Source organism: Pseudolysinimonas sp., from assembly GCF_049651805.1.
GTDB lineage: Bacteria > Actinomycetota > Actinomycetes > Actinomycetales > Microbacteriaceae > Pseudolysinimonas_A.
This window is the reverse complement of record NZ_JBASCU010000024.1, coordinates 24,808-49,778: the sequence shown is the minus strand read 5'-3', so window position 1 is coordinate 49,778 and position 24,971 is coordinate 24,808. Positions and strand designations below refer to the sequence as shown.

At 69.0% G+C, this 24,971-nt stretch carries 25 protein-coding genes; 16 read left to right on the top strand and 9 right to left on the bottom strand.

Annotation, left to right across the window (positions count from 1 at the left end; all coding sequences use genetic code 11):
• On the top strand, positions 1 to 730 hold a 730-nt coding region (mutM, locus tag WBL06_RS06155; RefSeq protein WP_424455096.1), incomplete at its 5' end, for a bifunctional DNA-formamidopyrimidine glycosylase/DNA-(apurinic or apyrimidinic site) lyase.
• A gap of 106 nt (positions 731 to 836) precedes the next feature.
• Here mutM and WBL06_RS06150 read toward each other — a convergent pair.
• Positions 837 to 1,910, bottom strand: a complete 1,074-nt coding sequence (locus WBL06_RS06150) for a GNAT family N-acetyltransferase (RefSeq protein WP_424455095.1) — start codon at positions 1,908 to 1,910, stop codon at positions 837 to 839.
• Entirely contained in the window at positions 1,907 to 4,036 is a 2,130-nt protein-coding gene (locus tag WBL06_RS06145; protein WP_424455094.1) for a GNAT family N-acetyltransferase, read from the bottom strand. The genes WBL06_RS06150 and WBL06_RS06145 overlap by 4 nt, the downstream gene beginning before the upstream one ends.
• A 110-nt stretch (positions 4,037 to 4,146) precedes the next feature.
• Between WBL06_RS06145 and smc the strand changes: the two genes are divergently transcribed.
• Both smc and WBL06_RS06135 read left to right on the top strand, forming a co-directional pair.
• Positions 4,147 to 7,710, top strand: a complete 3,564-nt coding sequence (gene smc / locus WBL06_RS06140; protein WP_424455093.1) for a chromosome segregation protein SMC — start codon at positions 4,147 to 4,149, stop codon at positions 7,708 to 7,710.
• 42 nt (positions 7,711 to 7,752) lie between these two features.
• On the top strand, positions 7,753 to 9,399 hold the full coding sequence (locus WBL06_RS06135; RefSeq protein ID WP_424455092.1) for a hypothetical protein: 1,647 nt from the start codon (positions 7,753 to 7,755) through the stop codon (positions 9,397 to 9,399).
• A 10-nt stretch (positions 9,400 to 9,409) separates the two neighbouring features.
• On the opposite strand, the gene WBL06_RS06130 is transcribed toward WBL06_RS06135, so the two are convergent.
• From WBL06_RS06130 to WBL06_RS06120, 3 genes are all read right to left on the bottom strand, one after another.
• Entirely contained in the window at positions 9,410 to 11,068 is a 1,659-nt protein-coding gene (locus tag WBL06_RS06130) for an alpha-amylase family protein (protein WP_424455091.1), read from the bottom strand.
• Positions 11,065 to 12,048 (bottom strand): TIGR03885 family FMN-dependent LLM class oxidoreductase, encoded by a 984-nt coding sequence (locus tag WBL06_RS06125; protein WP_424455090.1) that lies wholly within the window; start codon positions 12,046 to 12,048, stop codon positions 11,065 to 11,067. The genes WBL06_RS06130 and WBL06_RS06125 overlap by 4 nt, the downstream gene beginning before the upstream one ends.
• 63 nt (positions 12,049 to 12,111) lie before the next feature.
• A complete protein-coding gene (locus WBL06_RS06120; RefSeq protein WP_424455089.1) occupies positions 12,112 to 12,738 on the bottom strand; it encodes a histidine phosphatase family protein in 627 nt (208 codons plus the stop codon).
• A 14-nt stretch (positions 12,739 to 12,752) separates the two neighbouring features.
• On the opposite strand from WBL06_RS06120, the gene ftsY reads away from it, so the two are divergent.
• Positions 12,753 to 13,622 carry a signal recognition particle-docking protein FtsY gene (ftsY, locus tag WBL06_RS06115; RefSeq protein WP_424455088.1) on the top strand — a complete coding sequence of 290 codons (870 nt, stop codon included), beginning with the start codon at positions 12,753 to 12,755 and terminating at the stop codon, positions 13,620 to 13,622.
• 4 nt (positions 13,623 to 13,626) lie between these two features.
• On the opposite strand, the gene WBL06_RS06110 is transcribed toward ftsY, so the two are convergent.
• Positions 13,627 to 14,517, bottom strand: coding sequence for an alpha/beta hydrolase family esterase (locus WBL06_RS06110; protein ID WP_424455087.1), 891 nt, complete (start codon positions 14,515 to 14,517; stop codon positions 13,627 to 13,629).
• A gap of 97 nt (positions 14,518 to 14,614) precedes the next feature.
• Between WBL06_RS06110 and WBL06_RS06105 the strand changes: the two genes are divergently transcribed.
• Positions 14,615 to 14,932, top strand: a complete 318-nt coding sequence (locus WBL06_RS06105) for a hypothetical protein (RefSeq protein WP_424455086.1) — start codon at positions 14,615 to 14,617, stop codon at positions 14,930 to 14,932.
• Between the two features lie 3 nt (positions 14,933 to 14,935).
• Here WBL06_RS06105 and WBL06_RS06100 read toward each other — a convergent pair whose 3' ends face one another.
• Together WBL06_RS06100 and WBL06_RS06095 are read right to left on the bottom strand one after the other, a co-directional pair.
• Positions 14,936 to 15,478: a gamma carbonic anhydrase family protein gene (locus WBL06_RS06100; RefSeq protein WP_424455085.1), complete on the bottom strand. Its 543-nt coding sequence runs from the start codon at positions 15,476 to 15,478 to the stop codon at positions 14,936 to 14,938.
• 9 nt (positions 15,479 to 15,487) lie between these two features.
• Positions 15,488 to 15,649 (bottom strand): hypothetical protein, encoded by a 162-nt coding sequence (locus tag WBL06_RS06095; protein ID WP_424455084.1) that lies wholly within the window; start codon positions 15,647 to 15,649, stop codon positions 15,488 to 15,490.
• 167 nt (positions 15,650 to 15,816) lie between these two features.
• Between WBL06_RS06095 and ffh the strand changes: the two genes are divergently transcribed.
• From ffh to WBL06_RS06055, 8 genes are all read left to right on the top strand, one after another.
• On the top strand, positions 15,817 to 17,373 hold the full coding sequence (ffh, locus tag WBL06_RS06090) for a signal recognition particle protein (protein ID WP_424455083.1): 1,557 nt from the start codon (positions 15,817 to 15,819) through the stop codon (positions 17,371 to 17,373).
• A gap of 54 nt (positions 17,374 to 17,427) precedes the next feature.
• Positions 17,428 to 18,231: an LLM class F420-dependent oxidoreductase gene (locus WBL06_RS06085; RefSeq protein WP_424455082.1), complete on the top strand. Its 804-nt coding sequence runs from the start codon at positions 17,428 to 17,430 to the stop codon at positions 18,229 to 18,231.
• Positions 18,232 to 18,279: 48 nt separating this feature from the next.
• Complete coding sequence (locus WBL06_RS06080; RefSeq protein WP_424455081.1) at positions 18,280 to 19,179, top strand: DMT family transporter; 900 nt, start codon at positions 18,280 to 18,282, stop codon at positions 19,177 to 19,179.
• A 166-nt stretch (positions 19,180 to 19,345) separates the two neighbouring features.
• Positions 19,346 to 19,903, top strand: a complete 558-nt coding sequence (gene rpsP / locus WBL06_RS06075; RefSeq protein WP_424455080.1) for a 30S ribosomal protein S16 — start codon at positions 19,346 to 19,348, stop codon at positions 19,901 to 19,903.
• 2 nt (positions 19,904 to 19,905) lie between these two features.
• Positions 19,906 to 20,145: an RNA-binding protein gene (locus WBL06_RS06070; protein WP_424455079.1), complete on the top strand. Its 240-nt coding sequence runs from the start codon at positions 19,906 to 19,908 to the stop codon at positions 20,143 to 20,145.
• Positions 20,142 to 20,738: a ribosome maturation factor RimM gene (gene rimM / locus WBL06_RS06065; protein ID WP_424455078.1), complete on the top strand. Its 597-nt coding sequence runs from the start codon at positions 20,142 to 20,144 to the stop codon at positions 20,736 to 20,738. The genes WBL06_RS06070 and rimM overlap by 4 nt, the downstream gene beginning before the upstream one ends.
• 55 nt (positions 20,739 to 20,793) lie before the next feature.
• On the top strand, positions 20,794 to 21,492 hold the full coding sequence (gene trmD, locus WBL06_RS06060) for a tRNA (guanosine(37)-N1)-methyltransferase TrmD (RefSeq protein ID WP_424455077.1): 699 nt from the start codon (positions 20,794 to 20,796) through the stop codon (positions 21,490 to 21,492).
• Positions 21,482 to 21,919, top strand: coding sequence for a hypothetical protein (locus WBL06_RS06055; protein WP_424455076.1), 438 nt, complete (start codon positions 21,482 to 21,484; stop codon positions 21,917 to 21,919). Before trmD ends, WBL06_RS06055 begins: the two co-directional genes overlap by 11 nt.
• On the opposite strand, the gene map is transcribed toward WBL06_RS06055, so the two are convergent.
• The gene (gene map / locus WBL06_RS06050) at positions 21,916 to 22,686 is read right to left on the bottom strand and encodes a type I methionyl aminopeptidase (protein ID WP_424455075.1); all 771 of its coding nucleotides are present in this window, start codon (positions 22,684 to 22,686) and stop codon (positions 21,916 to 21,918) included. The two genes, WBL06_RS06055 and map, sit on opposite strands and share 4 nt — an antisense overlap.
• Before the next feature lie 197 nt (positions 22,687 to 22,883).
• Between map and rplS the strand changes: the two genes are divergently transcribed.
• From rplS to WBL06_RS06035, 3 genes are all read left to right on the top strand, one after another.
• Positions 22,884 to 23,231, top strand: coding sequence for a 50S ribosomal protein L19 (gene rplS / locus WBL06_RS06045; protein ID WP_424455074.1), 348 nt, complete (start codon positions 22,884 to 22,886; stop codon positions 23,229 to 23,231).
• Between the two features lie 99 nt (positions 23,232 to 23,330).
• Positions 23,331 to 24,191 (top strand): signal peptidase I, encoded by an 861-nt coding sequence (gene lepB, locus WBL06_RS06040; RefSeq protein WP_424455073.1) that lies wholly within the window; start codon positions 23,331 to 23,333, stop codon positions 24,189 to 24,191.
• Positions 24,188 to 24,859 carry a ribonuclease HII gene (locus tag WBL06_RS06035; protein WP_424455072.1) on the top strand — a complete coding sequence of 224 codons (672 nt, stop codon included), beginning with the start codon at positions 24,188 to 24,190 and terminating at the stop codon, positions 24,857 to 24,859. Before lepB ends, WBL06_RS06035 begins: the two co-directional genes overlap by 4 nt.
• Positions 24,860 to 24,971 lie beyond the last annotated feature (112 nt).

The following is a 24,971-nucleotide window of genomic DNA, read 5'->3' as shown; positions in this document are numbered from 1 at the left end:
GCCGTTTGGCGGCTCCGGCCCCGCGGAACCGCCAACCGGCACGAACCCTGGGGGTGGGGAGGCGTTGGTGGTGCATCTCGGGATGTCGGGGCAGGTGCTGTTACGCGATCCGGCGGCAGCGCGTGATCGGCTGACCCGCATCGTGCTGGATGTCGACCAGCCTTCGCACGGACCGGTGCGGGTGGATTTCGTCGATCAGCGCATCTTCGGGTCGATGGCGCTCGACGCCCTGGTCGACGCGGACGATCACCCCGCGCAGCGCATCCCGAGCCAGGTCGCCCATATCGCTCGCGATCCCGTGGACCCGCTGTTCGACGACGATCTGTTCCTGCGCCGGCTCGCGGCGAAAGACACCGGCATCAAGCGGGCGCTGCTCGACCAGACCCTGGTGAGCGGCATCGGCAACATCTACGCCGACGAGGCGCTCTGGGCGGCGCGCATCCACTACGCCCAGCCGACGCGCACCCTGAGCCGCCCGCGCGCGAAGACCCTGCTCGCCGAGGTGCGCCTTGTGCTCGGCCGCGCGCTCGCCGAAGGCGGCACCTCGTTCGACAGCACGTACGTGAACGTCAATGGCGCGTCCGGCTACTTCTCGCACTCGCTCAACGCCTACGGGCAGCACGGGCTGCCGTGTGCCCGGTGCGGCCGAACGATCGTGCGCGAGAGCTTCATGAACCGCGGGTCGCACTTCTGCCCGTTCTGCCAGCGGCTGCCCCGGCTGCGCGGCTAGAGATTGCGCGGAGGGCGCTGCTGACCGATCAGCCCCGACTTCCGCCGACACGCCGAGCTCCTCGCCGCGTGTCGCGGCGTTCCGGTGTCCAGCGGGCGTCGAGTCGTCACAACTTCTTCTGCCAGGCGCCCTCGTAGGTGAAGGGCACGAAGCCGACCGCTTCGTTCACGTCGAGCATGTGCCGATTTTCTTCGGCGTTGAACGTCGTGATCGACGGGTGCCCCGGGTACCGCTCGGTGAGGTACTGGATGTTGGCGATCTTCAGCAGCATGCCGAGCCGGTGGCCGCGGTGCTCGCGCATCACGATCGTGTCGCCCTGATCCGCCGGGCGCGCCGCATCCGGCGGCACGCTCAACTCGGTGTAGGCGACCAGATGGCCCGACTCGACGTGCTCGACGGCGGCGTAGAGCGTGACTCGCGGGGAGTCCTCCTGCTTGCGTTCCGCATCGCGCCACCGCTCGGGCGTCCAGACGTCTTCCTCTTCGTCGAGACCGCCCGACGGGGCGTCGGTGCTCATCCGGGTCGCGAGCATTGCGAGATCGTCGAGCCACTCATCGGGGGCGATCGCCTCCCAGTGGTGCACGCGATAGCCGCCGGCGCGCTCCTCGGCGACGACGCGACGTTCGGCGAGCAGCTCGGGATCGACGGGCAGCGGCAGCCGGCTGCCGCGCACGACCTGCTCGAGCGAGTAGCCGCGCGCGAGCAAAAACCGCACTTCACGCCCGCCTGCTGGCAGCGAGCCGAAGCCCGTCGGCGGCTCGAGTCGCGGCCCCGGCGCGGGCTGCGATCCGGCGTACACGTGGATCTGCACCTTGCGGTCGTCGGATGCCACCGTCTCGACCGTGTCCGACAGTGCCCGCCCGATGCCACGCTTCGTGAACTCGGGGTGCACCTGCACCTGCAGCCATGCCGTGTTGGCGGCATCCCCTTCTGAACGGGTCTCGTAGCAGCCGCGGGCGACGATGCGACCGTCGACCCGCGCGCCGAACAGTCGTCGGGGCTCATGCACCGACGGCTGCCACCCCGGCAAGATCTCGGTCGCCGGAAAGGAGAGCTCGCTCGTGCCGGTCACGAACTCCTCGGCAGCGTTGCGCGCGTCGACGCTCTGCTCGAAGTCCCGTGCCGCGGGCGAGCCGTCGAGTGTCGCCGGAATGGTGAGTTCTTCGATGGTGAAGGTCATGTCAGATCCTTTCGCCAGGCGCCTTCGACGGCGATGGGGAGGAAGCCGAGCGCTTCGTTGACGGCGAGCATGTGCCGGTTCTCTTCGGCGTTGAAGGTCACGACGCTCGGGTGACCGGGGGATGCCACGGGCAGGTAGTCGAGATTGGCGAGCTTGACCAGCATCCCGAGTCCGTTGCCGCGGTACTCGGGCAGCACCAGGGTGGCGTACTGCATCGCCGCGCGGTGGCTGTGCGGCGGCACCGAGAACTCGGTGAAGGCGACCAGGCGCCCCGTCGGCACGTGCTCGACAGCGCTGGTGACGAGGCGCCGGGGGTTCTCGGCGGCGCGACGGGCGTCTTCGCTGGCGACGCGTTCGGCGGTCCAGACATCCTCGGGAGTCTCGAGCCCGGCATCCGGCGCGTCGATGCTCATGCGGGTGACGAGGGTCGCGATGTCGGCGAGCCAGCGCTCCGGGGTGCCGCCGATCCAGCGGTGGATCGCGAAGTCGGGTCCACTGCGCCCGCGGGCCGCCTCCAGCGATTCGGCGACGGCGGCGACCGGAAGAGCGATGCGGCTCACCCGGTTGACCTGTTCGAGCCGATACCCGTTGGCGTCGAGGAAGCGGGTCGTGCGCGACCCGGCCGCGACCGAGCCGAACCCGGTCGGCGGCACGCGCCGTTCCCCGCCCGTTTCGTGCTCGGACGCGTAGGCGAGGATCTTGCGTCGACCCGCCCGGCGTACGAGATCCTCGATGCCCGCCGCGAGGCCGCGACCGATCCCGCGGCCCTGAACCTCGGGCAGCACCTGCATGACGCTCCATGCGGTGTCGGGGTCGTCGGCCTGCATCTCGACCCACCCGCGGCCGACGATCTCGCCGTCCACTCGGGCGACGAGAAGGTGGGCCGGCTTGTGTGGGTCGTGGAAGCTCGGCAATTCCTCCGCCGGCTCGTAGGCGATGTCCGGGGTGCCGAACGTGATCGCGTCGACCGCGTTGCCGACCTCGACCGCGCGCACGAAGTCGTGCCAGCCGTCGGCACCCGCCGTCTTCGGGATGGCGAGTTCGTCGATCGTGAAAGTCACGACAGATCCTTTCGCCAGGCGCCCTCGTAGCCGATCGGCTCGAAACCGAGCGCCTCGTTGACGTCGAGCATGTGCCGGTTCTCTTCGGCGTTGAAGGTGAGGATGCTGGGGTGGCCGGGGTAGGTCGCGGCAAGGTGAGCGAGGTTGGCGGCTTTGACCAGCATCCCGAGCCGGTGCCCACGGTGCTCCCGCATGACGGAGGGTCGCGTACTGCTGCACCGCGCGGTGTTCCTGTCGCGGCACCGAGAACAACGTGAAGGCGACGAGACGGCCGGAGGGGACGTGCTCGGCGGCGGCGACGAGCGAGCGCCGCGGGTGGGATTCGCGACGGTCGTCGGCGTCGCGCACCCGCTCGACCGTCCAGACGTCAAGCGGGTACTCCAGCCCGGCGCTCGGGATGTCGGTGCTCATCCGTGTCGCCAGCGCTGCACGGTCCTCGAGCCAGCGCTCTGGGGTGCGATCGATCCAGGTGTGCACGCGGTAGTCGGCGCCACTCGCCGCCTCCGCTGCGGCCACGCGGCCGTCGAGATCGGGCACCGGCAACTCGAGTCGGCTGAGTCGTTCGACCTGTTCGAATCGGTACCCCCGGGCGAGCATGAATCGCGTCGCGCGCGCGTCGGCCGCGATCGTGCCGAAGCCGGTCGGCGACGCGAGCCGCTCGCCGTCGTTGTCGCGGCCGGGCACGCAAGCGATCGCCTTGCGGCGGCCGTCGGCCCGCACCGCCGCCTCGACCCGGTCCGCCAGGTCGCGTCCGACGCCGCGACCCTGGAACTCCGGATGCACCGCCACATGCACCCACGACGTGTCGGCCTCGTCGCCGACCGTTGTCTCAATGACGGCCTGCGCGACGATCCGGCCTTCGGATCGCGCGACGAGCATCCGATGCGGCTGGAAGGCGTTGTGGAACTGGGGCAGCTCTTCGGCGGGCTCGTAGACGATGTCAGGCGTGCCGAACGCTTCGACCGCGACGACATTGCCGACCTCGACCGCGTCGATGAAGGCGGCCGCCGACGGGTCGTCGATCGTCGCCGGAACGTCGAGTTCCTCGATCGAAAACCCACTCATGGTGGAACCTGCCTCACGCCACCTCGTGGGCAGCCGACCAGACTACACAGAGCGGGCCGCACGCAACAGAACGGGTACCGTAGGGGCAGTCCCAATGGAAGCGGAGCCGCGTGTATCTGAAGAGCCTGACCCTCAAGGGGTTCAAGTCCTTCGCGACTCCCACGACCTTCGCGTTCGAGCCCGGAGTCACCTGCGTCGTCGGCCCGAACGGCTCCGGTAAGTCGAACGTCGTCGACGCGCTCGCCTGGGTGATGGGTGAGCAGGGCGCGAAGACGCTGCGCGGCGGCAAGATGGAGGACGTCATCTTCGCCGGCACTGCGACCCGCGGACCGCTCGGCCGCGCCGAAGTGCACCTCACGATCGACAACGCGGACGGCGCGCTGCCGATCGAGTACTCCGAGGTCACGATCTCGCGCACCCTGTTCCGCAACGGGGGCAGCGAGTACGCGATCAACGGCGAGCAGTGCCGTCTGCTCGACGTGCAAGAGCTGCTCAGCGACTCCGGCCTCGGCCGCGAGATGCACGTCATCGTCGGGCAGGGTCAGCTCGACGCCGTTCTGCACGCCACCCCCGAAGACCGCCGCGGCTTCATCGAAGAGGCGGCCGGCATCCTCAAGCACCGCCGCCGCAAAGAGAAGACGCTGCGCAAGCTCGAGGCGATGCAGGCGAACCTCACCCGACTCTCCGACCTGGCGGGCGAGATCCGGCGGCAGTTGAAGCCGCTCGGGCAGCAGGCCGAGATCGCCCGCGAGGCCGCGCAGATTCAGGCGACCGTGCGGGATGCCCGCGCCCGCCTGCTCGCCGACGAGGTCGTCTCGCTGCGGGCGGCCGTCGATGATCTCTCGCGCGGCGAGTCGGAGCGCAAGACCGAGCGCCTCGTGCTTCAGGAACAGGTCGACCAGGCCAAGTTGCGGCAGGGGCGTCTCGAGCAGGCGATGGTCGGGGATGCCGTCGATGAGGCCCGGCGGATCGCGTTCGGGCTCGAACAGGTGCAAGACCGGATGCGATCGCTCTACACGTTGGCCAACCAGCGGTTGTCGCTGCTCGGCCAGCAGTCCGAGCTGCCGGGGATGTCATCGACGATCAGCCAGCGCATGGTCGACGACGCACGCGAGGAGATCACGCGTCTCGCCGCCGGGGTCACCGAGGCCGAGGAGTCCCTGGGCCGGGCTTCGGCCGTCACGGCGACGGCCCGGGGCTCGCTGGACTCTCTCGACGAGGAGATCAGCGCGCAGAGCGCCCTCGTCTCGGCACACGACCTCGAGCAGGGCCGCCTCGTCGGCGTCGTGGCCGCGGCCGAGTCGCGGCTCGCGGCGACCCGCGCCGAACTCGACCGCCAGAAGGCCGCGCTGACCCAGGCGGAAGCCCGACGCGACACCGCGCGCGACGAGCTGCTGGCGCTCGAAGGAGACGATGGCGGGGTACGCGAAGACGACTCGCTCGCCGCTGCGGTGACGACTGCCGACAGCGCTGTCGAGACCTTGCGCAGCGAGGTCGAGGCCCTGCGCGAAGAGTTGCATGCGTCGGAGCGCGAGCGCGACGCCCTCGCCGCCCGCACGGGGGCGCTGTCGCTCGCCCTCGACCAGAAGGACGGCTCCGGCGCGATCGTCGGGGCGAAAGGCATCCGCGGCCTCGTCGCCGAGCACATCCAGGTGCGCGCCGGGTACGAGGCCGCGATCGCCGCCGCGCTCGGGTCCCTCTCCGACGCCGTGCTCGCCGACAGCCGGGATGCCGCCCTCGCGGCACTGGACGACGTGCGCGCCGCATCGGCCGGGCGCGTCGAGATCGTCATCGCCGACGCCGCCGAGACCCCCGCGCCGAAGGGACTGCCCGCCGGGGTCGAGTCGGCTGCCGCTCTCGTGACCGGGCCTGACGGCATCCGCGGACTGCTGGCATCCGTCGTCGTCGTCGACGACCTCGCGATCGCGCGGAAGACGTGGCCGGCCGTCGCGAAGCTCGGCGGGCTGACGATGATCACCCGCGACGGCGACGTCATGACCGAGCACGTGCTGCGCGGCGGCTCGGGCGGCGGACGCTCCACCATCGAACTCGCCGCCGAACGGGATGCCGCGCAGGTCAAGCTCACCGAGGTCACGACCGCGATCGAACGGCAGCGGTTCGCACTCACCGGTAAGCGGGAGGCGCTCGACCTCGCGCAGATCGATGCGGCGCAGGCATCCGCCGCCCTCAAGGAGTTCGACACGCGCCTCGCGGAACGCAGCGAAGCCCTCGGCCGGTCGCGGGTCGCCCTCGAAGCCGCCCAGGCCGAGGGGGAGCGGCTCGCCGAGTCGCTGCGCTCCCTGTCGTCGGCCGTCGAAGAGGCGGAGGCGGCCGTCGAGGTCGCCCGCTCCGAGCGCGACGCGCATGCCGCCAACCCCCGCCCGATGCTCGACGTCTCGTCGCGTGATGCGGTGCTCGCCGAACTCGAGACCGCGCGCGCGGCCGAGGTTCAGGCTCGCGTCGAACTCGAGACGGCCCGGGAGCGGGTGCGGGCGCAGCGCGCGCAGGCCGACTCGCTGCAGGCTCAACTCGAAGCCGAGCGCGCCGCCGCCGAAGAAGCGGCACGCATCGCCGTGCAGCGCCAGCACCAGGTCGAGGCGGCGCAGCGGGTGCTCGCCGCCCTGCCGGCGGCTCTGGATGTCGCCGACCGGTCGGTCTCGCAGGCGCGGGTCGCCCTGGCCGCCGCCGAAGCCGCTCGCAGCGCGCAGAACGAGGAGCTCGTCGAGCTGCGCCGCACCGAGAACACGTTGCGCGAGCGCCTGACGGCCCTCAACGACAACGTGCACGGCCTTGAGATGCAGGCCTACGAGAAGAAGCTGCACCTGTCGACGCTGCTCGAGCGCGCCGCCGAAGACCTCGGCCTCGACGAAGACGTGCTCGTCACCGAGTACGGGCCGGATGTCTTGATTCCCATAGAGGAAGCTCACGACCCGACGGCCGAGACGGCCGTCGGCGCGCCCGCGCGCGAAGGCGAGAAATCGCCTTCGCCCGAAGCAAGTGGCCGCGCGTTCGTGCGTGCAGAGCAGGAGGCGCGGCTGGCTAAGGCCGAGCGGAAACTCGGGCAGCTGGGCCGGGTCAACCCGCTCGCGCTCGAGGAGTTCGAGGCGCTCGAGCAGCGGCACCGGTTCCTCACCGAGCAGCTCGCCGACCTCACCGCGACCCGCAAGGATCTGCTGACGATCATCGACGAGATCGACGAGAAGATGCAGGACATCTTCTCGTCGGCGTTCGAAGACACCAAGGCGGCGTTCAACCAGGTGTTCCCGGTGCTCTTCCCGGGGGGCAGCGGCAGCATCCACCTCACCGCGCCGGATGACCTGCTCACCACCGGCATCGAGGTGACGGTGCGACCGGCGGGCAAGAAGATCGAACGGCTGTCACTGCTCTCGGGCGGGGAGCGGTCGCTCGCCGCCGTCGCCCTGCTGATCGCGATCTTCAAGGCGCGGCCGAGCCCGTTCTACATCATGGACGAGGTCGAGGCGGCCCTCGACGACGCCAACCTCGGGCGGCTGCTCACCGTCATGGAAGACCTGCGGGCGCACTCCCAGCTCATCGTGATCACCCACCAGAAGCGCACGATGGAGATCGCCGACGCCCTCTACGGCGTCTCGATGCGCCAAGACGGCGTCAGCGCCGTCGTCGGCCAACGTGTCGCCGCGGAACGCGCCTCCTGACGGCACGTCGCGCGAGCTGACCGAAACCACTACCGTGGCGCTGTGAAGCGCTGGGTGGCCGCCGTCTTGCTCGTGGCACTGTCGATACTCGGGATGCCGTCGGTCACCGCCCACGCGGACGAGGCCGACTGCGCCGACAACCGGTACGTCGGCGCGGGCTACGAGTACTTCGAAGTCGATCGCGACTGGCTGCCGCCACCGATGCGGTCAAGTGGGTGGGATTGCGCCCTCAAGGCCGAGAATCGCGACCTCGATGAAAGCCTTCTGCCCGACGGTCGTTACGCCAGCGCCCTGAACTTCATCCTCTACTACGTCGACATGGACTTCGACGAGATGGTGGCCTTCTTCCGGTCGTTCGAGCAGAGCGGCTTCATGGGCGAGGACGACATCAACATCGTGTGGGATGCCGACGGGGGCACCCAAGACGCGAACATCGGCGCCGACGAGCTCGCCGCCCTCGATCCGGAGCCCGTCTACGTGACCGCGCGGTTCAGTCACCCGCAGGATGTTCCCGCTCCTGGAACGCCGGGCACGAACATCTACTCGATCACCTGGACCGACGGTGTCGTGTATCAGAGCGAGACGGGGATCGTCGGGCGCCCGCAGCTCGTCGCGAACGTCATCGTGACGGTGCCCTTCGTCGACGGCACCGGACTCGACGATCCGAGCACGCTGAGCGGACTGCGCACCATCCAGGAGGCGACTCCGACCGGCGTGCAGTGGGCGATCATCGGCACCGGGTCGCTCATGCTCATGCTCGTCGTGGGGTGGCCGTCGACGCTGCTCAACTCGGTCGTCGGGTCGCGATACCAGTCGATGGTGCAGTGGGTGACATCCCGGTTCCAGCGGAAGAAGGCGGATGCCGCGCCGCCGACCGACGGGACGATCAAACGTTCCGGCCTGCCCGGTTGGCTCATGTGGCCCGGGTTCGCGCTCGCCGCGATCCTCGGTGCCTTCGTCGACCCCGATTTCGGGTTCAACCTCATGTCGCTGCGGCTCGTGGTGACGCTCTTCCTGTCGTTCCTGCTGTTCAACTTCGCGGCGTGGACGATTGTGCGCCGGGTCGCCGTGCGGCTTCAGCCGGAGTCCGACCCGTACCTGCGGTTCCGCTGGGGTTCGCTGCTGCTCGTCATCGTGGCGGTGCTCATCGCCCGGTTGCTGGGCCTGGAGCCGGGCGTGATCTTCGGCCTCGTCGCCGGCATCGCCTACGCCGCCACTTTGCAGGCGGCGAAGAGCGCCGTCGTCACGATCGTCGGCTCGGCGTTCGGGCTCGCGCTCGCGCTCCTCGCCTGGGTCGGCTACTCGCTGCTCGCCCCGGCGCAGATCGACAACTTCGCCTTCGTGTTCCTGGTCGAGTTCCTCGCCGGGGTCACTGTGAAGGGCGTGTCGACCCTGCCGCTCTCGTTGCTGCCACTCGGCAATCTCGAGGGAGCGAAACTGTTCGGCTGGAAGAAGGCGGTGTGGGGCGCCTCGTACGTCGTCGGTCTCGCCGCGTTCATGCTCGCGCTTGCGACGATCCCGAAAGCGTGGGGCGAGATTCCCGACTTTCTGCGCTGGATCTGGATCTTCGGCGCCTACGCCGTCGTCGCGGTCGTCGTGTGGGCCGTGAACGCGCGGATGCTCAAGAAGAAGCCGTTGCCGCCGGAGAGGGAGCTCGGCGACCAGCCCGACGCGATCACGATCGACTGAGCCGCTGCGCTCAGCCGAGTCGGCCGTCGCCCGGGCGGCTGACCCGGAACCAGCGGTAGCCGTAGGCCCCGAGTTCGACCGAGACGTGCCCGCCGTCCAGCGGCATCCGCTCGGGGCCGAGCAGGTCGACGAGGTTCGCGTCCTCGGCTTCGTCATCGAGCCGCAACTGCACGTTCATCGGGCGCTCGGCGAAGTTGTGCAGTGCCACGAATCGACCGAGGTCGCTGCGCATTGAGTGGGCCAGCACGGCCTTCTGGTCGTGTTCGAGCACCTCGAACTCGCCCCAGCCGATCTCGGCCGACGCCCGGTAGCGCGCGATGAGCCGTTGCACGTGCTGAAGCAGCGAGTCGGGATCGTCGCGCTGGGCGACGACGTTGACGTGCTCGGGCGCGTACCCGTCGCCCGGGGGCTGCGCGACGAGTCGCGACGACCGGGCCGACGAGAAGCCGCCGGTCGGCGTGGCATCCCACTGCATCGGGGTGCGCACGGAACTACGTCCCGGGATGTCGGCGTTCTCGCCCATCCCGATCTCTTCGCCGTAGAACAGCACCGGGGTGCCGGGCAGCGAGAACAACAGGCTGTACACCATGCGGATGCGTCGGGGGTCGCCCTCGAGCATCGGGGGCACCCGCCGGGTGATGCCGCGGCCGTAGATGCGCTGTGACTCGTCGGGCGCGAACGCCTCGAACACCTCGTTGCGCTGCTTCTCGGTGAGTTTGTCGAGGGTGAGCTCGTCATGGTTGCGCACGAAGTTGGCCCACTGCGACTCCGGGGCGATCTCGGGCCGTTGCCGTAGCGCCCGAATGAGCGCGGTAGGGTCGCGTCGGGCGAGAGACAGGTAGAGCGACTGCATCCCGATGAAGTCGAACTGCATCGTGAGTTCCGACCCGGCGGCACCGCCGAAGTAGTCGAACTGCTGGCGGTACGGCAGGTTCACCTCGCCGAGCAGCACCGCTTCGCTCGAGCGGCGCTGCAGGAACCGGCGGATGTCGCGCAGAAACTCGTGCGGATCGCCGATCTCGGTGTCTTTCGGGGCCTCGATGAGGAAGGGAACGGCATCCACCCGGAAACCGGATACCCCCATCTGCAGCCAGAATCCGATGGCCTTCGCGATCTCGTTGCGCACCTTCGGGTTGGCGATGTTGACGTCGGGCTGGTGCCGGTAGAACGAGTGTAGAAAGTACTCGCCCGTCTTCTCGTCGAGCTCCCACATACTCGACTCCTCGCCGGGAAAGACGGTGGGCGCGTCGTTCTTCGGCTTCGTCTTCGACCAGACGTAGTAGTCGCGGTAGGGGTTGTCGACGCTCGTGCGTGCCTCGAGAAACCACGGGTGGCGGTCGGACGTGTGATTGACGACGAGATCGACGATGACCCGGATGCCGCGGTCGCGTGCCGTGCGCATGACCTCGACGAAGTCGCCGTGGGTACCCAGGCGCGGATCGACACCGTAGAAGTCGGTGACGTCGTAGCCGTCGTCGCGATCCGGCGACGGGTAGAACGGCATGAGCCACAGGCACGTGATGCCCAGGTCGGCGAGGTAGTCGATGCGGCGGGCGAGCCCGGCGAAGTCGCCCACCCCGTCGCCGTTGTCGTCGAGGAAGGTCTCGACGTCGAGGCAGTACACGACGGCGGTCTTCCACCACAGGTCGCTCGTGTCGGTGATCCTCATGACGCCACCTCCGGCAGACGTTCCCGGAGGGCGGGAAGCAGGTCGGTGCCCGCCATCGTCAGGAACGGCGCCTGATCGCGGCCGACATGGTGCAGGTACGCGCCGTCGAAGCCCGCGTCGACGATGCCGGCGATGCGGTCGGCGAGACGGGTCGGTTCGTGGTCGACGAGCAGGGCATCCCGAATGGCTGCCTCATCGACGTCGGCCGCCCGCCGGTCGAACTCGGCCGGGTCGGCGATGTCCCACGTCTCGGGTGGCTGCACGGCGGGACCGTGGCGCCACTGCTCCAACGCGATCGCGACGGCTTCGTCGTCGGTGGGTGCCCACGAGAGGTGGATCTGCACGACGCAGGGTCCCTGGCCGCCGGCATCCCGGTAGGCACCGATGACGCGTTGCATCTGGTCGCGCGCGCCGACCACCGTGATGAGCCCGTCGGCCCAGGCGGCGGCGCTCGCCGCTGTCTCAGGCGTGACGGCGGCCCCGACGAGCCGGGGAGGCACGTCGGGGCGACTCCACACCTGCGCGCGGTGCGTCCGCACACGACCGTCGGAGGTGACTTCTTCGCCGTCGAGCAGGTCGCGGATGATGTCGACGCTGTCCAGCAGACGCTCCTCACGCTCGTCTTTGGGCGGCCACGGGTCGCCCGTGATGTGTTCGTTGATCGCCTCGCCGCTGCCGAGCGCCGCCCAGAACCGCCCGGGGAACATCAGCCCCAGCGTCGCGATCCCCTGAGCGACGATCGCGGGGTGGTAGCGCTGACCTGGTGCGGTGACCACGCCGAAGGTGTACCGGGTCGTCGCCAGGGCGGCGCCGAGCCAGCTCCACGCGAAGCCCGACTCGCCTTGCCGCGCTCCCCAGGGCGCGAAGTGGTCGGAACACATCGCCGCGTCGAACCCGACCCGTTCCGCGGCCTGGGCCGCGAGCAGCAGCTCGTCGGGAGGGACGTTCTCGTGGGAGCAGTGGTATCCGATGAGGGTCACCCGCTCCACGATTCGCCAGCGACAGCCGATTCGGTAGGGTCTTGCCTTCGCGCCGGATCGTGCCTAGCGCCGCTGGGCTGTGGCGGCATCCTCTCCTTCGCGGGAGGGTTGCCGCGCGGCGTGCTCGATCGGGATCTCGTCGAGCGGGATGCCGTTGACGGTCGCGACCTGCCAGCTCTCGTTCTCGAGGCGCAGCATAGAGATCGAGCCGTTGTCGATTCCCGGCACTGGCCGGCCGGCGAGGCGCGCAAGGGTGTAGCGGATGATCGTGCCGTGGCACACGACGAGAACCGCGCCGTCGGGGATGTCGCGCGCGATCGCGGCGAGCGCCGCCTCGCCGCGGGTGGCGACGGCGTCGAGGGCTTCGGCGCCGGGGTAGTCGCGGTCGGGCCAGCGCTCGATCGCCGCCGCGGCCGAGGTGCCCTCAAGCGGTCCGTAGTCGCGTTCGATGAGCTGCGGGTAGGCCGTGCCGAGTGGAATGTCGAGACCTTCGGCGATGATCTGCGCCGTCTCCCGCGCGCGTTGCAGGGGCGAGCTGACCACGGCATCCCACGGCCGTGACCGCAGGGTCATGAACGCATGGTGCGCCTGCTCGCGACCCGTCTCGTTGAGCGGGATGTCACTCGAGCCCTGAAGCAGACCTCGGCGATTCCATTCGGTCTGCCCGTGCCGGATGAACGCGACGATCATGCGACCATGGTGTCATGGCGGCTGCGTGGTCTCTCGGCTCGGCCCTGCGGGGCATGTTCACACGCGCCACGATCGACGACTCGACCTGGGATGCCCTCGAAGACGCGCTCATCTCGGCCGACTTCGGATCCGACCTGACCGACGCGATCGTCGAGGAACTGCGCGACAAGGTCGCGAAGTACCGCACGACCGATCCGGCGGACCTTCAGCGGATGCTGCGCGAGACGATCGAGGAACGACTCGCCCGCCTCGACTCGACCCTCACGCTCTCGAATCGCCCCGCGGTCGTGCTCGTCGTCGGGGTGAACGGCGTGGGCAAGACGACGACGATCGGCAAGTTCGCGAAGTTCCTCACCAACTACGGCCGCTCGGTCGTCGTCGGTGCGGCCGACACGTTCCGTGCCGCCGCCGTCGAGCAACTCGCCACGTGGGCCGAGCGCGGGGGAGCGTCGATCGTGCGGCCGCAACAACAGGGCCAGGATCCGGCATCCGTCGCGTTCCAGACCGTCGAGAAGGCGCGGGCTGAAGGCATCGAGATCGTGCTCATCGACACCGCCGGCCGGTTGCAGACCAAGAGCGGCCTGATGGATGAACTCTCCAAGGTGCGCCGCGTGATCGAGAAACTCGAGCCCATCGCCGAAGTGTTGCTCGTGCTCGACGCCACGACCGGGCAGAACGGCCTGGCGCAGGCGGAGGCGTTCATCGAACACGCCGGGGTGACCGGGCTCGTGCTGACCAAACTCGACGGATCCGCAAAGGGCGGATTCGTGTTGAGCGTTCAAGAGAAGACGGGCATCCCGATCAAGCTCGTCGGGCAGGGTGAAGGCATCGGCGACCTGACCGGTTTCACCCCGCACGTCTTCGCGCAACAACTCGTCGGCTGAGGCATTAGGCAGCGTCGAAGAACTCCCAGATGGCCGCGGTCGCGTCGAGGGCGTCGCTCGGCTGATCCATCGCACCTTCGCGGGGTACCGATCCCGGCCACTGGTGGCCGGCATCCGCCACCGTCACGAGCACCACGCGACGGTCGTCGGCGCAGTCGCTCGCGCGCGTCGTGACGGGCGGCTCCTCGGTGATCACCGCGGCGTCGCAGGCGCCCGCGGATCGAAACACGTCGACAGCGTCGGCGACCGGCATCCCGTCGACGTCCCCGATGCCGTCGCCGGGCTCGCCGTCCATGCGCACCTGCGAGTCGGTGAGTCCGTGGATGTGCAGAACGGATGTCGGGGCGGGGTTATCGCACGCGGTCACGATGGTGCCGGCAACCGGGGCGATCGCGGCGAAGACGTCGGTCTCGCAGGCCATCCGGTAGGACATCATCGCGCCGTTCGACATGCCCGTCGCGAAGGTGCGGTCGCCGCTCACCCCGAACTCGTTCTGCAACGCCTCGACGAGGGAGGTGATGAACGCGACATCGTCGACCCCGTCGCGGACGGCTCCACCGCAACAGTCGCCGGCGTTCCAGGTGCGGTTCTCACCGTCGGGGTAGGCGACCAGGAATCCGCCCGCATCGGCTTCGTCGTTCCAGCCGTACGCACGCTCGGCCTGTTGGCCAGAACCGACGCCGCCGTGCATCATCACGACCAGGGCCGGGTCGGCGGCGAGTTCGGCGGGGATGTAAAGGCGGTAGGTGCGGGTGACCCCCTCGACCTCAAGCGCCCGACTCTCGGTGCCGGCACGCGGCCCGGGGTCGGGCCGGTCGCTGGGGATACCGCACGCGGTGAGCACGGCGAGCGACGTGACGACGAGAACCACCGAGAGGATGCGACGCGGGCTCATGCCGACAGTCTGGCGCGACCGGTCGCCGGGTCGCGTCCTCTTCTCGCCGCACAGCGGGTACTCCCGCCGGAGTACCCGCTACCCCTAAAGTGACGCCATGAGCGACACCGACGTTTATGTGAGCCCCACCCGCGTTCCCGCCACGACCGCGCTCGTGCTCGCGGTGGTCGGCGCCTCGGTCATGTCGTGGAGTTTCGTCAACGGCATCTCGGCTGCCCTCGACGCGAGCGGGACGGGTGCGACGCCGTACATCATCGCGTTCCTCGCCGCCGCGGTGCTGGTGGTCGCGGCGCTGGTGATCAGCATCGTTTGCCTCGCGCGCGGTCTCGCCCGTGGCATCGCGCTGGTCGCGCTGCTGGTGTCGATCGCGCCGATCGTCGCGGTGATCATCCTGCGGATCGGCGCGACCGCCTGAGCCCTATTCGGCCGCTTTGGCCGCATGACCCGCTTCGCCTGCGGCGTACGACTTCGAGCGCGGCACATACCGCGCCGAGTTGCCGAGCAGCCCGGCGACCTCCTCGTCCGTGAGCTCGCGACGCACCTTCGCGGGCACACCGGCGACGAGCGACCGAGGCGGAATGACGGTGCCTTCGAGCACGAGCGCTCCGGCGGCGACGAGCGAGTTCGCACCGATCACCGCTCCGTTGAGCACCGTCGCGTTCATGCCGATCAGGCAGCCGTCTTCGACGACGCAGCCGTGCACGATCGCGCCGTGCCCGATGCTCACATCGGCGCCAACGATCGTCGGGTTGCCCGACTCGGTATGGATGACCGCGTTGTCTTGCAGGTTGCTGCGCTCGCCGAGCACGATCTCATCGATGTCGCCGCGCAGCACCGCGCCGAACCACACGTTGGCGTCGGCGGCGATGCGCACGTTTCCGATCACCGAGGCGTTCGGGGCGATCCACGCGTCGGGGTCGATCTCGGGGGTGTGTCCGTCGAGGGGCAGGATGAGCGGCATGAGGCCAGGCTAGCTCTGCGCAGGGATCGCCCCGAAGTCGAGTCGGCGGGGATATTCCGCCCGGCCGAGCGAAGCGGCGATCGCCGCGCGTAGCTGCGGTCCGAGGCCGGGATCGGCGTCGACGCGGGCGTGCAGCACCGCGCCGAACAGGTCGTCGGAAACGACGTGCACCTCAGCCGCGTGCCCCCCGCATCCTGGCCCCGCGCCTGATCTCGAGCCCCCAAGGATTCGTGCGAATTGGCGGTTCCCGCGGCATTCAGCCGCCAACTCGCACGAATCGTCGGGATCTGGGCGGCATGCCTCGCTGCTGAGCACCCCCGCCTAAGCTGTCTGGCGACATGGCCACCTTCTCTTCGCTCTCGGATCGCCTCACCGCGACGTTCAAGAACCTCCGCACCAAGGGCAAGCTCACGCCCGCGGACGTCGACGGCACGGTGCGCGAGATCCGTCGCGCGTTGCTGGATGCCGACGTCGCGTTGGAGGTCGTGAAGGACTTCACCGGCAAGGTGCGCGAGCGGGCGCTCAGCGACGAGGTGAACAAGGCGCTCAACCCGGCGCAGCAGGTCGTGCAGATCGTCAATGAGGAGCTGGTCGGCATCCTCGGTGGTGAGCAGCGGCGGTTGGAGTTCGCGAAGAAGCCGCCGACGGTCATCATGCTCGCGGGGCTCCAGGGTGCGGGTAAGACGACGCTCGCGGGGAAACTCGCGAAGTGGCTCAAGAAGGAGGGGCACACGCCACTCCTCGTCGCGAGCGACCTCCAGCGCCCGAACGCCGTCACCCAGCTGCAGGTCGTCGGCGAGCAGGCCGGGGTGCCGGTGTTCGCCCCCGAGCCGGGCAACGGCGTCGGCAACCCCGTGAAGGTCGCGAAGGACGGCGTCAAGGAGGCTGAGCGCAAGCAGTACGACACGGTCATCGTCGACACCGCCGGACGCCTCGGCATCGACGCCGAGCTGATGAAGCAGGCGTCCGACATCCGCAAAGCCGTCGACCCCGACGAGGTGCTGTTCGTCATCGACGCGATGATCGGTCAGGACGCGGTGACCACAGCTCGCGCCTTCCAGGAGGGTGTCGACTTCACCGGCGTCGTGCTCACCAAGCTCGACGGCGACGCTCGGGGTGGTGCGGCGCTCTCCGTCGCGTCGATCACCGGGCGGCCGATCATGTTCGCCTCCACGGGCGAGGGGCTGGATGACTTCGAGCCCTTCCACCCCGACCGCATGGCGAGCCGCATCCTCGACCTCGGCGACATCCTTACCCTCATCGAGCAGGCTCAGGGCGCCTTCGACGAGGAGGAGGCGAAGAAGGTCGCCGAGAAGTTCGCGACCGACACCTTCACCCTCGACGACTTCCTCAAGCAGATGCAACAGCTGCGCAACATGGGCTCGCTCAAGGGCATGCTCGGGATGCTGCCCGGCGCGCGCGGCATGCGCGAAGCCCTCGACAACTTCGACGAGCGCGAGATCGTGCGCACCGAGGCGATCATCCAGTCGATGACCCTCGCCGAACGCACGACCCCGAAGCTGCTCAACGGCTCACGTCGGTTGCGCATCGCGAAGGGTTCCGGCACGACCGTCACCGACGTCAACCAGCTCGTCATCCGCTTCGAGCAGGCGGCGAAGATGATGAAGACCGTCGCCAAGGGCGGGGTGCCGCAGGTGCCCGGAATGGGCCCGATCCCCGGCGGGTCCTACGGCGGCAAGGGCAAGGCTAAGCCGCAGAAGAAGGGCTCGCGCAGCGGCAACCCCGCGAAGCGCGCCGCCGAGGATGCCGCCCGCGCGCAGGGCGTGAAGCCAGCGTCCGGGGGTACCGGCTTCGGTCTCGGTGGTGCCGGAGCTGCGAAGACCCCTCCGACGCCCGAAGAGCTCGCGGCCCTGCAGAAGATGCTCGGTCGCTGACCGGCCCCCACAAGAAGTGACAGAAAGTTCCGTCCGCCCCTCTAGGCTGACGGGATGATCGCACCAGGGATGCGTCACCCCGTCCGCGTGGGCGTACAGGTCTCCAACCAGCACGCCCCCTACCCGCTCATCCGAGACACCATCCGCGAACTCGAAGACCTCGGGGTCGACGTGATCTTCAACTGGGATCACTTCTTCCCGTTGACCGGCGACCGCGACGGGTCGCACTTCGAAGCGTGGACAATGCTCGGGGCGATCGCCGAGCAGACCTCCCGCGTTCAATTCGGCCCTCTCGTGAACTGCAGCGCCTACCGCAACCCCGACCTGCAAGCCGACATGGCCCGCACGCTCGACCACATCTCGGGCGGCCGCTTCATCTTCGGAACCGGGTCGGGCTGGTTCGAGCGCGACTTCACCGAGTACGGGTACGAGTTCGGCACGGCGGGTTCCCGCCTCGACGCGCTCGCGGCCGACCTGCCGCGCATTCGGGAGCGTTGGGCCAAACTCAACCCCGCGCCGACGCGCGACATCCCCATCCTCATCGGGGGCGGTGGCGAGCAGAAGACCCTCAAGATCGTGGCCGAGCACGCCGATATCTGGCACTCGTTCGCCGACCCCGACACGCTCGTGCGGAAGCTCGACGTGTTGCGGCACTGGTGTGAGGAGGCGGGGCGCGACTGCTCCGAGGTCGAACTCTCCACCGGCACGACGGTGCGCGGAATGGGGTCGCTCGACCACGCGTCCCTCGAGAAATATCACGCCCTCGGCGTCCGCCTGTTCGAGACGGCGATCAACGCCGGGGATGACCTGGCCCCGGTGCGCGCGCTGCTCGCCTGGCGGGATTCCGTCGAGAGCTGACCGCCTCGGCCCTGGGCGGGGGGCGGTGGTGCGCCATACCTTGAGCGGGTGACGTCCTCGCGCTGGCTGCTGCTCGGCGCGGTCATCTTCACCTTCCTCGCCTGGGCGAGCGCGTTCGTCGTCATCCGCGGGGTCGGGCCGTATCTCGACGGTGGCCCGCTCGCCCTCGGCCGCCTCGCGATCGGCACGTTCGCCCTCGGCACCGCCGTCCTGCTCGCCCGAAGCTGGGTGTGGCCGACAAAGCGCGAGTGGGGCCAACTGGTGATCGTCGGTGTCGCCTGGTTCGGCGCCTACAACGTCGCCCTGAACACCGCGGAACAGACGTTGGATGCCGGCACCGCCGCGATGATCGTCGGCATCGGGCCGATCCTCATCGCGCTCGGCGCCGGCCTCTTCCTCGGCGAAGGCATCCCGAAGTGGTTGTCGATCGGCGCCGCCGTCGCGTTCGCCGGAGTCGTCCTCATCGGGGTCGGCACGATGCTTGCGCAAGGCGGGGCGCGTCCCCTGGACCTCGTCGGAGCGGTGCTCGCGCTGATCGCCGCCGTCACCTACGCGATCGGGGTCATCGCCCAGAAGCCGGTGACGCGCCACATCCCGGCGATCCAAGCCACATTCCTCGCCTGCGCGATCGGGTTCGTCGTGTGCCTGCCGTTTTCGGGTCTCCTGGTCGCGCAGCTGGCGGTCGCCCCGGCATCCGCCTGGTGGGGGACGGTCTATCTCGGCGTCGTGCCGACCGCGCTCGCCTTCACCACGTGGGCGTACGCGCTGGGTCGGATGCCGGCGGGCCAGCTCGGGATCGCCAGTTACCTGTCGCCGCCGCTCGCGACGGTCATGGGGTTGCTCGCGTTCGGGGAGATCCCGCATCCGCTCGCACTCGCCGGTGGTGTGGTGGGCCTGCTCGGGGTCGCGATCTCGCGCCGCAAGGCCCGGGTGCCTGTCGCGGCTTGAACCGGATGGTCGCCGCGGCGGCGAGAATCTGCCAGAATGGTGGTTTGGGTCCCGGCATCCGACCCTCTATCCGATGCCGATGACCTCCATCTAGAACTTTCCTGCCGAGTGTGCCCCACGCGCACGGGAGCAGTTCGTCCGTCACGCACACACTCTGGAGAAACTCTTGGCTGTCAAGATCCGCCTCAAGCGGCTCGGCAAGATCCGCGCCCCGTATTACCGCATCGTCGTCGCCGACTCGAAGACCAAGCGCGACGGTCGCGTGATCGAAGAGATCGGCAAGTATCACCCCACCGAGGAGCCCTCGTTCATCGAGATCAACTCCGAGCGTGCCCAGTACTGGCTCGGCGTCGGCGCGCAGCCGACCGAGCAGGTCGCCGCGCTGCTGAAGCTCTCGGGCGACTGGGGCAAGTTCAAGGGCGACAAGAACGCGAAGAGCACCATCCGCGTCGCCGAGCCGAAGCCGGTCTTCTCGATCGACGACAAGAAGAAGCCCGTGCTGAAGCCGAAGGCTGAGAAGCCCGCCCCGAAGGCGGAGGCTCCCGTCGAGGAGGCCCCCGCTGCTGAGGCTCCCGCTGCCGAGGCGCCTGCTGCCGAGGTCGAGGCGCCGGTCGAAGAGACCCCCGCCGTCACCGAGGCCGAGGCAGCGGTCGACGAGGCTGTCGCCGCGCCTGCCGACGCGGCTCCTGCCGCCGAGGCTGCCGCCGAAGGCGACGACAAGTAATCATGCTGGCTTCCGCCCTCGAGCATCTCGTCAAGGGGATCGTCGACTTTCCCGACGACGTTCGGGTCGAGTCGTCGACCTCCTCACGCGGAGAGCTGCTCGAGGTGCGGGTCAACCCCGACGACCTGGGCCGCGTCATCGGCCGGTCGGGGCGCACCGCCAAGGCTCTGCGCACGCTCGTGACGGCACTCGCCGACGGTCAGCGCATCCGGGTCGACGTCGTCGACACCGACGAGGCGTGAGCGCCGCGAAGGCTCCGCCCCCGGGCACGACGCAGCTACGCGTCGGACGCCTGACGAAGGCGCACGGACTCAAGGGCGCCCTCAAGCTCGAACTCTTCACCGACGAACCGGAGCGCCGCTTCGTGCCCGGCGCGACGTTCACGCTGCAGGTGCCCACGTCATCCCCGTGGCACGGTAAGACGATCGAACTCTCGGAGCTGCGCTGGTACAACAGCCACGCCGTCGGGTTCTTCGCCGGCATCGACACTCGCGAAGCGGCCGAGACGCTCGTGCGCGCGATCCTCTGGGTCGACCACGACGTCACCGAGCTGCCCGCCGAATCCGACGCTTGGTACGATCACCAGCTCGTCGGGCTGCGGGCGCTCCGCGACGGCGTCGAGGTCGGTCGCGTCATCCGTGTCGACCACCTGCCCGCGCAGGACCTGTTGGCAATCGACACCGGCTCCGGCGAGGTGCTGGTGCCCTTCGTGTCGGCGATGGTGCCGACGGTCGACATCACGGCCGGCACTGTCACCCTCACCCCGCCGCCCGGCCTCTTCGAAGAGCTTCCCGACGACGACGCCGCGCCGACAGACCCGGCACCGGGTTCCTAACTCTCGGGAATGTCCGAGAGTTAGGGACGCGCCGCCGCGCCGATAGCCTGAAACAGTGCGCATCGACGTCGTGACGATCTTCCCCGAGTTCTTCTCGGTGCTCGACGTCTCCCTCCTCGGCCGCGCACGCAGCGGGGGAGTGCTCGACTTCCGCGTGCACGACCTGCGCGAGTACACGCACGACCGCCACCGCACCGTCGACGACACCCCCGCCGGCGGCGGCGCGGGCATGGTGATGAAACCCGAACCGTGGGGTGAAGCATTGGATGCCATCCTCACGCCCGAGAGCACGGTCGTCTTCCCGACACCGGCCGGGGCGCTCTTCACGCAGGGCACGGCCCGCGACCTCAGCGAGAAGCAGCACCTCGTGTTCTGCTGCGGCCGCTACGAGGGCATCGACCAGCGCGTCATCGACCACACCCGCAGCCGTGCCGAGGTGCTCGAACTGAGCCTTGGCGACTACGTGCTCAACGGCGGCGAGGTCGCGGCGATGGCGATGATCGAGGCGGCGGGGAGACTCGTTCCGGGCGTCGTCGGCAATCCCGAGAGCCTCGTCGAGGAGAGCCACGAAGACGGGTTGCTCGAGTATCCGAGCTACACGAAGCCCGCCGTCTGGCGCGGACTCGAGACCCCGTCCGTGCTGCTCGGCGGCAACCACGGCGCGATCGCCGCCTGGCGCCGTGAGCAACAACTCGCACGAACCCGTAGCACGCGCCCCGACCTGCTGCCGAGAGAGGATGCCGATGATGCGTGATCGAGGATGGGTGTGGGCGCAGTTCGCCGTGGCCGGAGTGCTCGCCGCCCTGAGCCTTGTCGGCATTCTGGGTGTCGTGGTGTTCGACGCCGCGGAGTTGGCGTTCTCGTTCGCCGGGGCGATTCACGCGTTCGCGGTGTTCCCCGGACTCGTGGTCTCGCTCGTGGTGAATGCCCTCATCATGCGCGCGCACCGCGAGCTGGGGCTGTCGCTCACCGAGAAGTGGCTGCTCGGCGTGGAGTTCGCGTTCGTCGCGTGGCTGCTGGTGCTGCACTTCTGGTCGCATTCGGGCGATGCGCTCGGCCTGGCGATCATCACCTGGCCGGTCGTCATCATCCTCGCGATCGTGATCGCGATCCTCGCCGCAGCGCGCAACACCTCGAGACCTGCAGTGGCGGCCCCACCGCCGCCGCCTCCGCCCGCCTAAGCCGAGCGAGCGGTCAGCACCACCGGGCCGGCTTCGGTGACGGCGACGGTGTGTTCGGCGTGGGCGCCGCGCGAGCCGTCCTTGCTGCGCAGCGTCCAGCCGTCGGCGTCGGTGTAGATCTTGTCGGTGCTGTGCATGAACCACGGCTCGATCGCGAACACCAGCCCCGGCCGCAGCACGAGCCCGCGACCCGCCCGCCCATCGTTGGGAATGTGCGGGTCGCCGTGCATGATGCGACCGACGCCGTGCCCGCCGAAGTCGAGGTTGACCTTCAGTCGCGCGGCGTGGGCGACGTCGCCGATGGCCGCCGAGATGTCGCCGATCTTGTTGCCGACGACCGTCGCGGCGATCCCGGCGGCGAGCGCTTTCTCCGTCGTCGCGATCAGCGCAAGGTCGGCATCCCGGGGCGTCCCGACGACGATCGACAGCGCCGAATCGGCGACCCATCCCTCGACGTTGGCGGCGAAGTCGAGCGACAGCAGGTCGCCGTCCCGCAGCATGTAGTCGTGGGGCAGCCCGTGCAGTACCCCGTCATTCACCGACGTGCAGATCACCTTGCCGAACGGTGAGCCGCCGAACGACGGGTGGTAGTCGATGTAACAGCTCTCCGCCCCCCGGGCACGGATCATGTCGTGGGCGAGCGCATCCAGCTCGAGCAGGTTCACGCCGACGTCCGCCGCATCCCGCGTCGCTTCGAGAACGCTCGCGACGAACGAGCCGGCGGCCCGCATCTCGTCGATTTCGGCGGGGGTGCGCAGTTCGATCACCGCAGAAGCCTAGCTGGATGCCGACACCCGTTCGGTTGGCCCGAACCGTCGCGCTGTGGCAAGATGGTCGATTGTGCCCGGCACGGTTCTGCCTCAGAGGAACCGTCAGTGCCTACCCGGTCCGGGTCAGGGCACGATCTCGAAGAATCCACATTGAACCGCGCCCGATCTGAGGCGGTCGCAGAGAGCGAAATCCCATGCACATCCTCGACGACGTCGACTCCGCTTCTCTTCGGTCGGACATCCCCGACTTCCGCCCCGGCGACACCGTCAAGGTGCACGTGAACATCGTCGAAGGCACGCGCTCGCGTATTCAGGTGTTCCAGGGCGTCGTGATCGCTCGCAAGAACGAGGGCGTGCGTGAGTCGTTCACGGTGCGCAAGGTCTCGTTCCAGGTCGGCGTCGAGCGCACGTTCCCCGTGCACTCGCCGGTCATCGACCACATCGAGATCGTCACCCGCGGTGACGTGCGCCGCGCGAAGCTCTACTACCTGCGCAACCTTCGCGGCAAGAAGGCGAAGATCAAGGAAAAGCGCGACGCCTGAGTCGCGCGTGCGCGTTCAGATCTGAACTGTTGAGCGTCGAGCGCGTCGCGTTGTAGGAACCGTCGGGCGACATATGCTGTCACGGAACCCAGGGGTGACATGACAGAGCAGGAAGCGCCGCTGGCGCGCGAGGGCACCGTGCCCGACCAGATCGACTCGGCCTCCGACGCCGACTCCGCGGCCGGTGCGACCGACCAGACGCGGGCGCGCCCGAAGCGCAAGAAGCTCACGGGCTGGCGTGCGTTCCTGCGCGACGTCGCCCTCATCCTGGTCGCCGCGATCGTCATCTCGTTCCTGATCAAGACGTTCCTGATCCGCTCGTTCTACATCCCGTCGCAGTCGATGGAAGACACCCTTCTCATCAACGACCGCATCATCGTGAACGAGCTCGTTCCCAACGTGATGCCGATCGAGCGCGGCGACATCGTCGTGTTCCGTGACCCGGGCGGCTGGCTCGCCCCGGTGCCCGAGGTCGAACAGAACCCGGTGGTGGCGGCGGTCGACTGGCTGTTGTCGATCATCGGGCTCACCGCCCCGGACTCCAACGATCACCTCATCAAGCGGGTCATCGGCCTGCCCGGAGACGTGGTCGAGTGCTGCAACGAGTTCGGCCAGATGTCGGTCAACGGTGTGCCGCTCGACGAGGTCGGCGCGTATGTGCTGCTGCCCGACGGTGTCACGAAGGTGTCGCGTGACGACTTCGAAGTCACCGTGCCCGAGGATTCGCTCTGGGTGATGGGCGACAACCGCTATAACTCCGCCGACTCGCGGTACAACCAAGACGGACCGACTGACGGCTTCGTGCCGTTCGACCACGTCGTGGGTCGCGCCATCGTCGTCTCGTGGCCGATCGACCGCTGGACCTGGCTCGAGAATTACCCGATCGTCTTCTCGGGGGTCGACGAAGGCAACGGCACGCCGCAACCCACCCCGGAATCGACTCCCAGCCCCAGCGGATGACCTCCACCGTTCCGACGCTGAGGCACGAGCGCATCCTGCTGCGGGAGGGCGCGCGGCTGGTGATCGGCATGGATGAGGTGGGTCGCGGCGCGATCGCCGGCCCGGTCGCGGTGGGGCTGAGCATTGTGGATGTCGACACCCGCACCGCGCCGGAAGGCCTCAAGGATTCCAAGCTGTTGCCCGAGCCGAAGCGCGAGGAGCTGCACCCGAAGGTCGCCCGGTGGTCGCGGTACGCCGCCGTCGGCATGGCGTCGAACGAACGCATCGAGCAGATCGGCATCATCGCCGCGCTCGGACTCGCCGCTCGCCGTGCGATCGACGCGATCCGCGAGCAGGGCGTCGACCTGAGCGGCGCCGTGGTCCTGCTCGACGGTTCGCACGACTGGCTGTCGCCGGCGATCGGCGGGGCGATCCCGGTGACGATGAAGGTGAAAGCCGACCGCACTTGCGCTGCTGTCGCCGCGGCATCCGTTCTGGCGAAGGTGCAACGCGATCGGCTGATGATCGACAACGACCTCGTGCACCCCGGGTACGTGTGGACGTCGAACAAGGGCTACGCGAGCGCCGAGCACTACGCGGGCATCGAGCGGGTCGGGGCAAGCCCCCTCCACCGGTGGAGTTGGCTCAAGCAGCCCGGACTGTTCGCGCTCGACGCCCTCGGCGCATAGCCGCCATCTGCTGCTCGACCCTCCCCGCGGGCGTGAACTGCGCGGTGAGGGGCAGCGTGTTCAGTCTCGCGGCCACGGTCGATGCGGTCGCGCAAGCGGCCGGACGGGTCAA

Bases quoted from the DNA above. Each gene is read 5' to 3' on its own strand.
- WBL06_RS06085 (WP_424455082.1), top strand. From the start codon at position 17,428: ATGATCGCACCAGGGATGCGTCACCCCGTCCGCGTGGGCGTACAGGTC.
- WBL06_RS06145 (WP_424455094.1), bottom strand. From the start codon at position 4,036: ATGAGTGGGTTTTCGATCGAGGAACTCGACGTTCCGGCGACGATCGAC.
- rplS (WP_424455074.1), top strand. From the start codon at position 22,884: ATGCACATCCTCGACGACGTCGACTCCGCTTCTCTTCGGTCGGACATC.
- WBL06_RS06120 (WP_424455089.1), bottom strand. From the start codon at position 12,738: ATGATCGTCGCGTTCATCCGGCACGGGCAGACCGAATGGAATCGCCGA.
- WBL06_RS06070 (WP_424455079.1), top strand. From the start codon at position 19,906: ATGCTGGCTTCCGCCCTCGAGCATCTCGTCAAGGGGATCGTCGACTTT.
- WBL06_RS06105 (WP_424455086.1), top strand. From the start codon at position 14,615: ATGAGCGACACCGACGTTTATGTGAGCCCCACCCGCGTTCCCGCCACG.
- WBL06_RS06035 (WP_424455072.1), top strand. From the start codon at position 24,188: ATGACCTCCACCGTTCCGACGCTGAGGCACGAGCGCATCCTGCTGCGG.
- ffh (WP_424455083.1), top strand. From the start codon at position 15,817: ATGGCCACCTTCTCTTCGCTCTCGGATCGCCTCACCGCGACGTTCAAG.
- WBL06_RS06100 (WP_424455085.1), bottom strand. From the start codon at position 15,478: ATGCCGCTCATCCTGCCCCTCGACGGACACACCCCCGAGATCGACCCC.
- lepB (WP_424455073.1), top strand. From the start codon at position 23,331: ATGACAGAGCAGGAAGCGCCGCTGGCGCGCGAGGGCACCGTGCCCGAC.
- WBL06_RS06055 (WP_424455076.1), top strand. From the start codon at position 21,482: ATGATGCGTGATCGAGGATGGGTGTGGGCGCAGTTCGCCGTGGCCGGA.
- WBL06_RS06110 (WP_424455087.1), bottom strand. From the start codon at position 14,517: ATGAGCCCGCGTCGCATCCTCTCGGTGGTTCTCGTCGTCACGTCGCTC.
- ftsY (WP_424455088.1), top strand. From the start codon at position 12,753: ATGGCGGCTGCGTGGTCTCTCGGCTCGGCCCTGCGGGGCATGTTCACA.
- WBL06_RS06130 (WP_424455091.1), bottom strand. From the start codon at position 11,068: ATGAGGATCACCGACACGAGCGACCTGTGGTGGAAGACCGCCGTCGTG.
- WBL06_RS06150 (WP_424455095.1), bottom strand. From the start codon at position 1,910: ATGACCTTCACCATCGAAGAACTCACCATTCCGGCGACACTCGACGGC.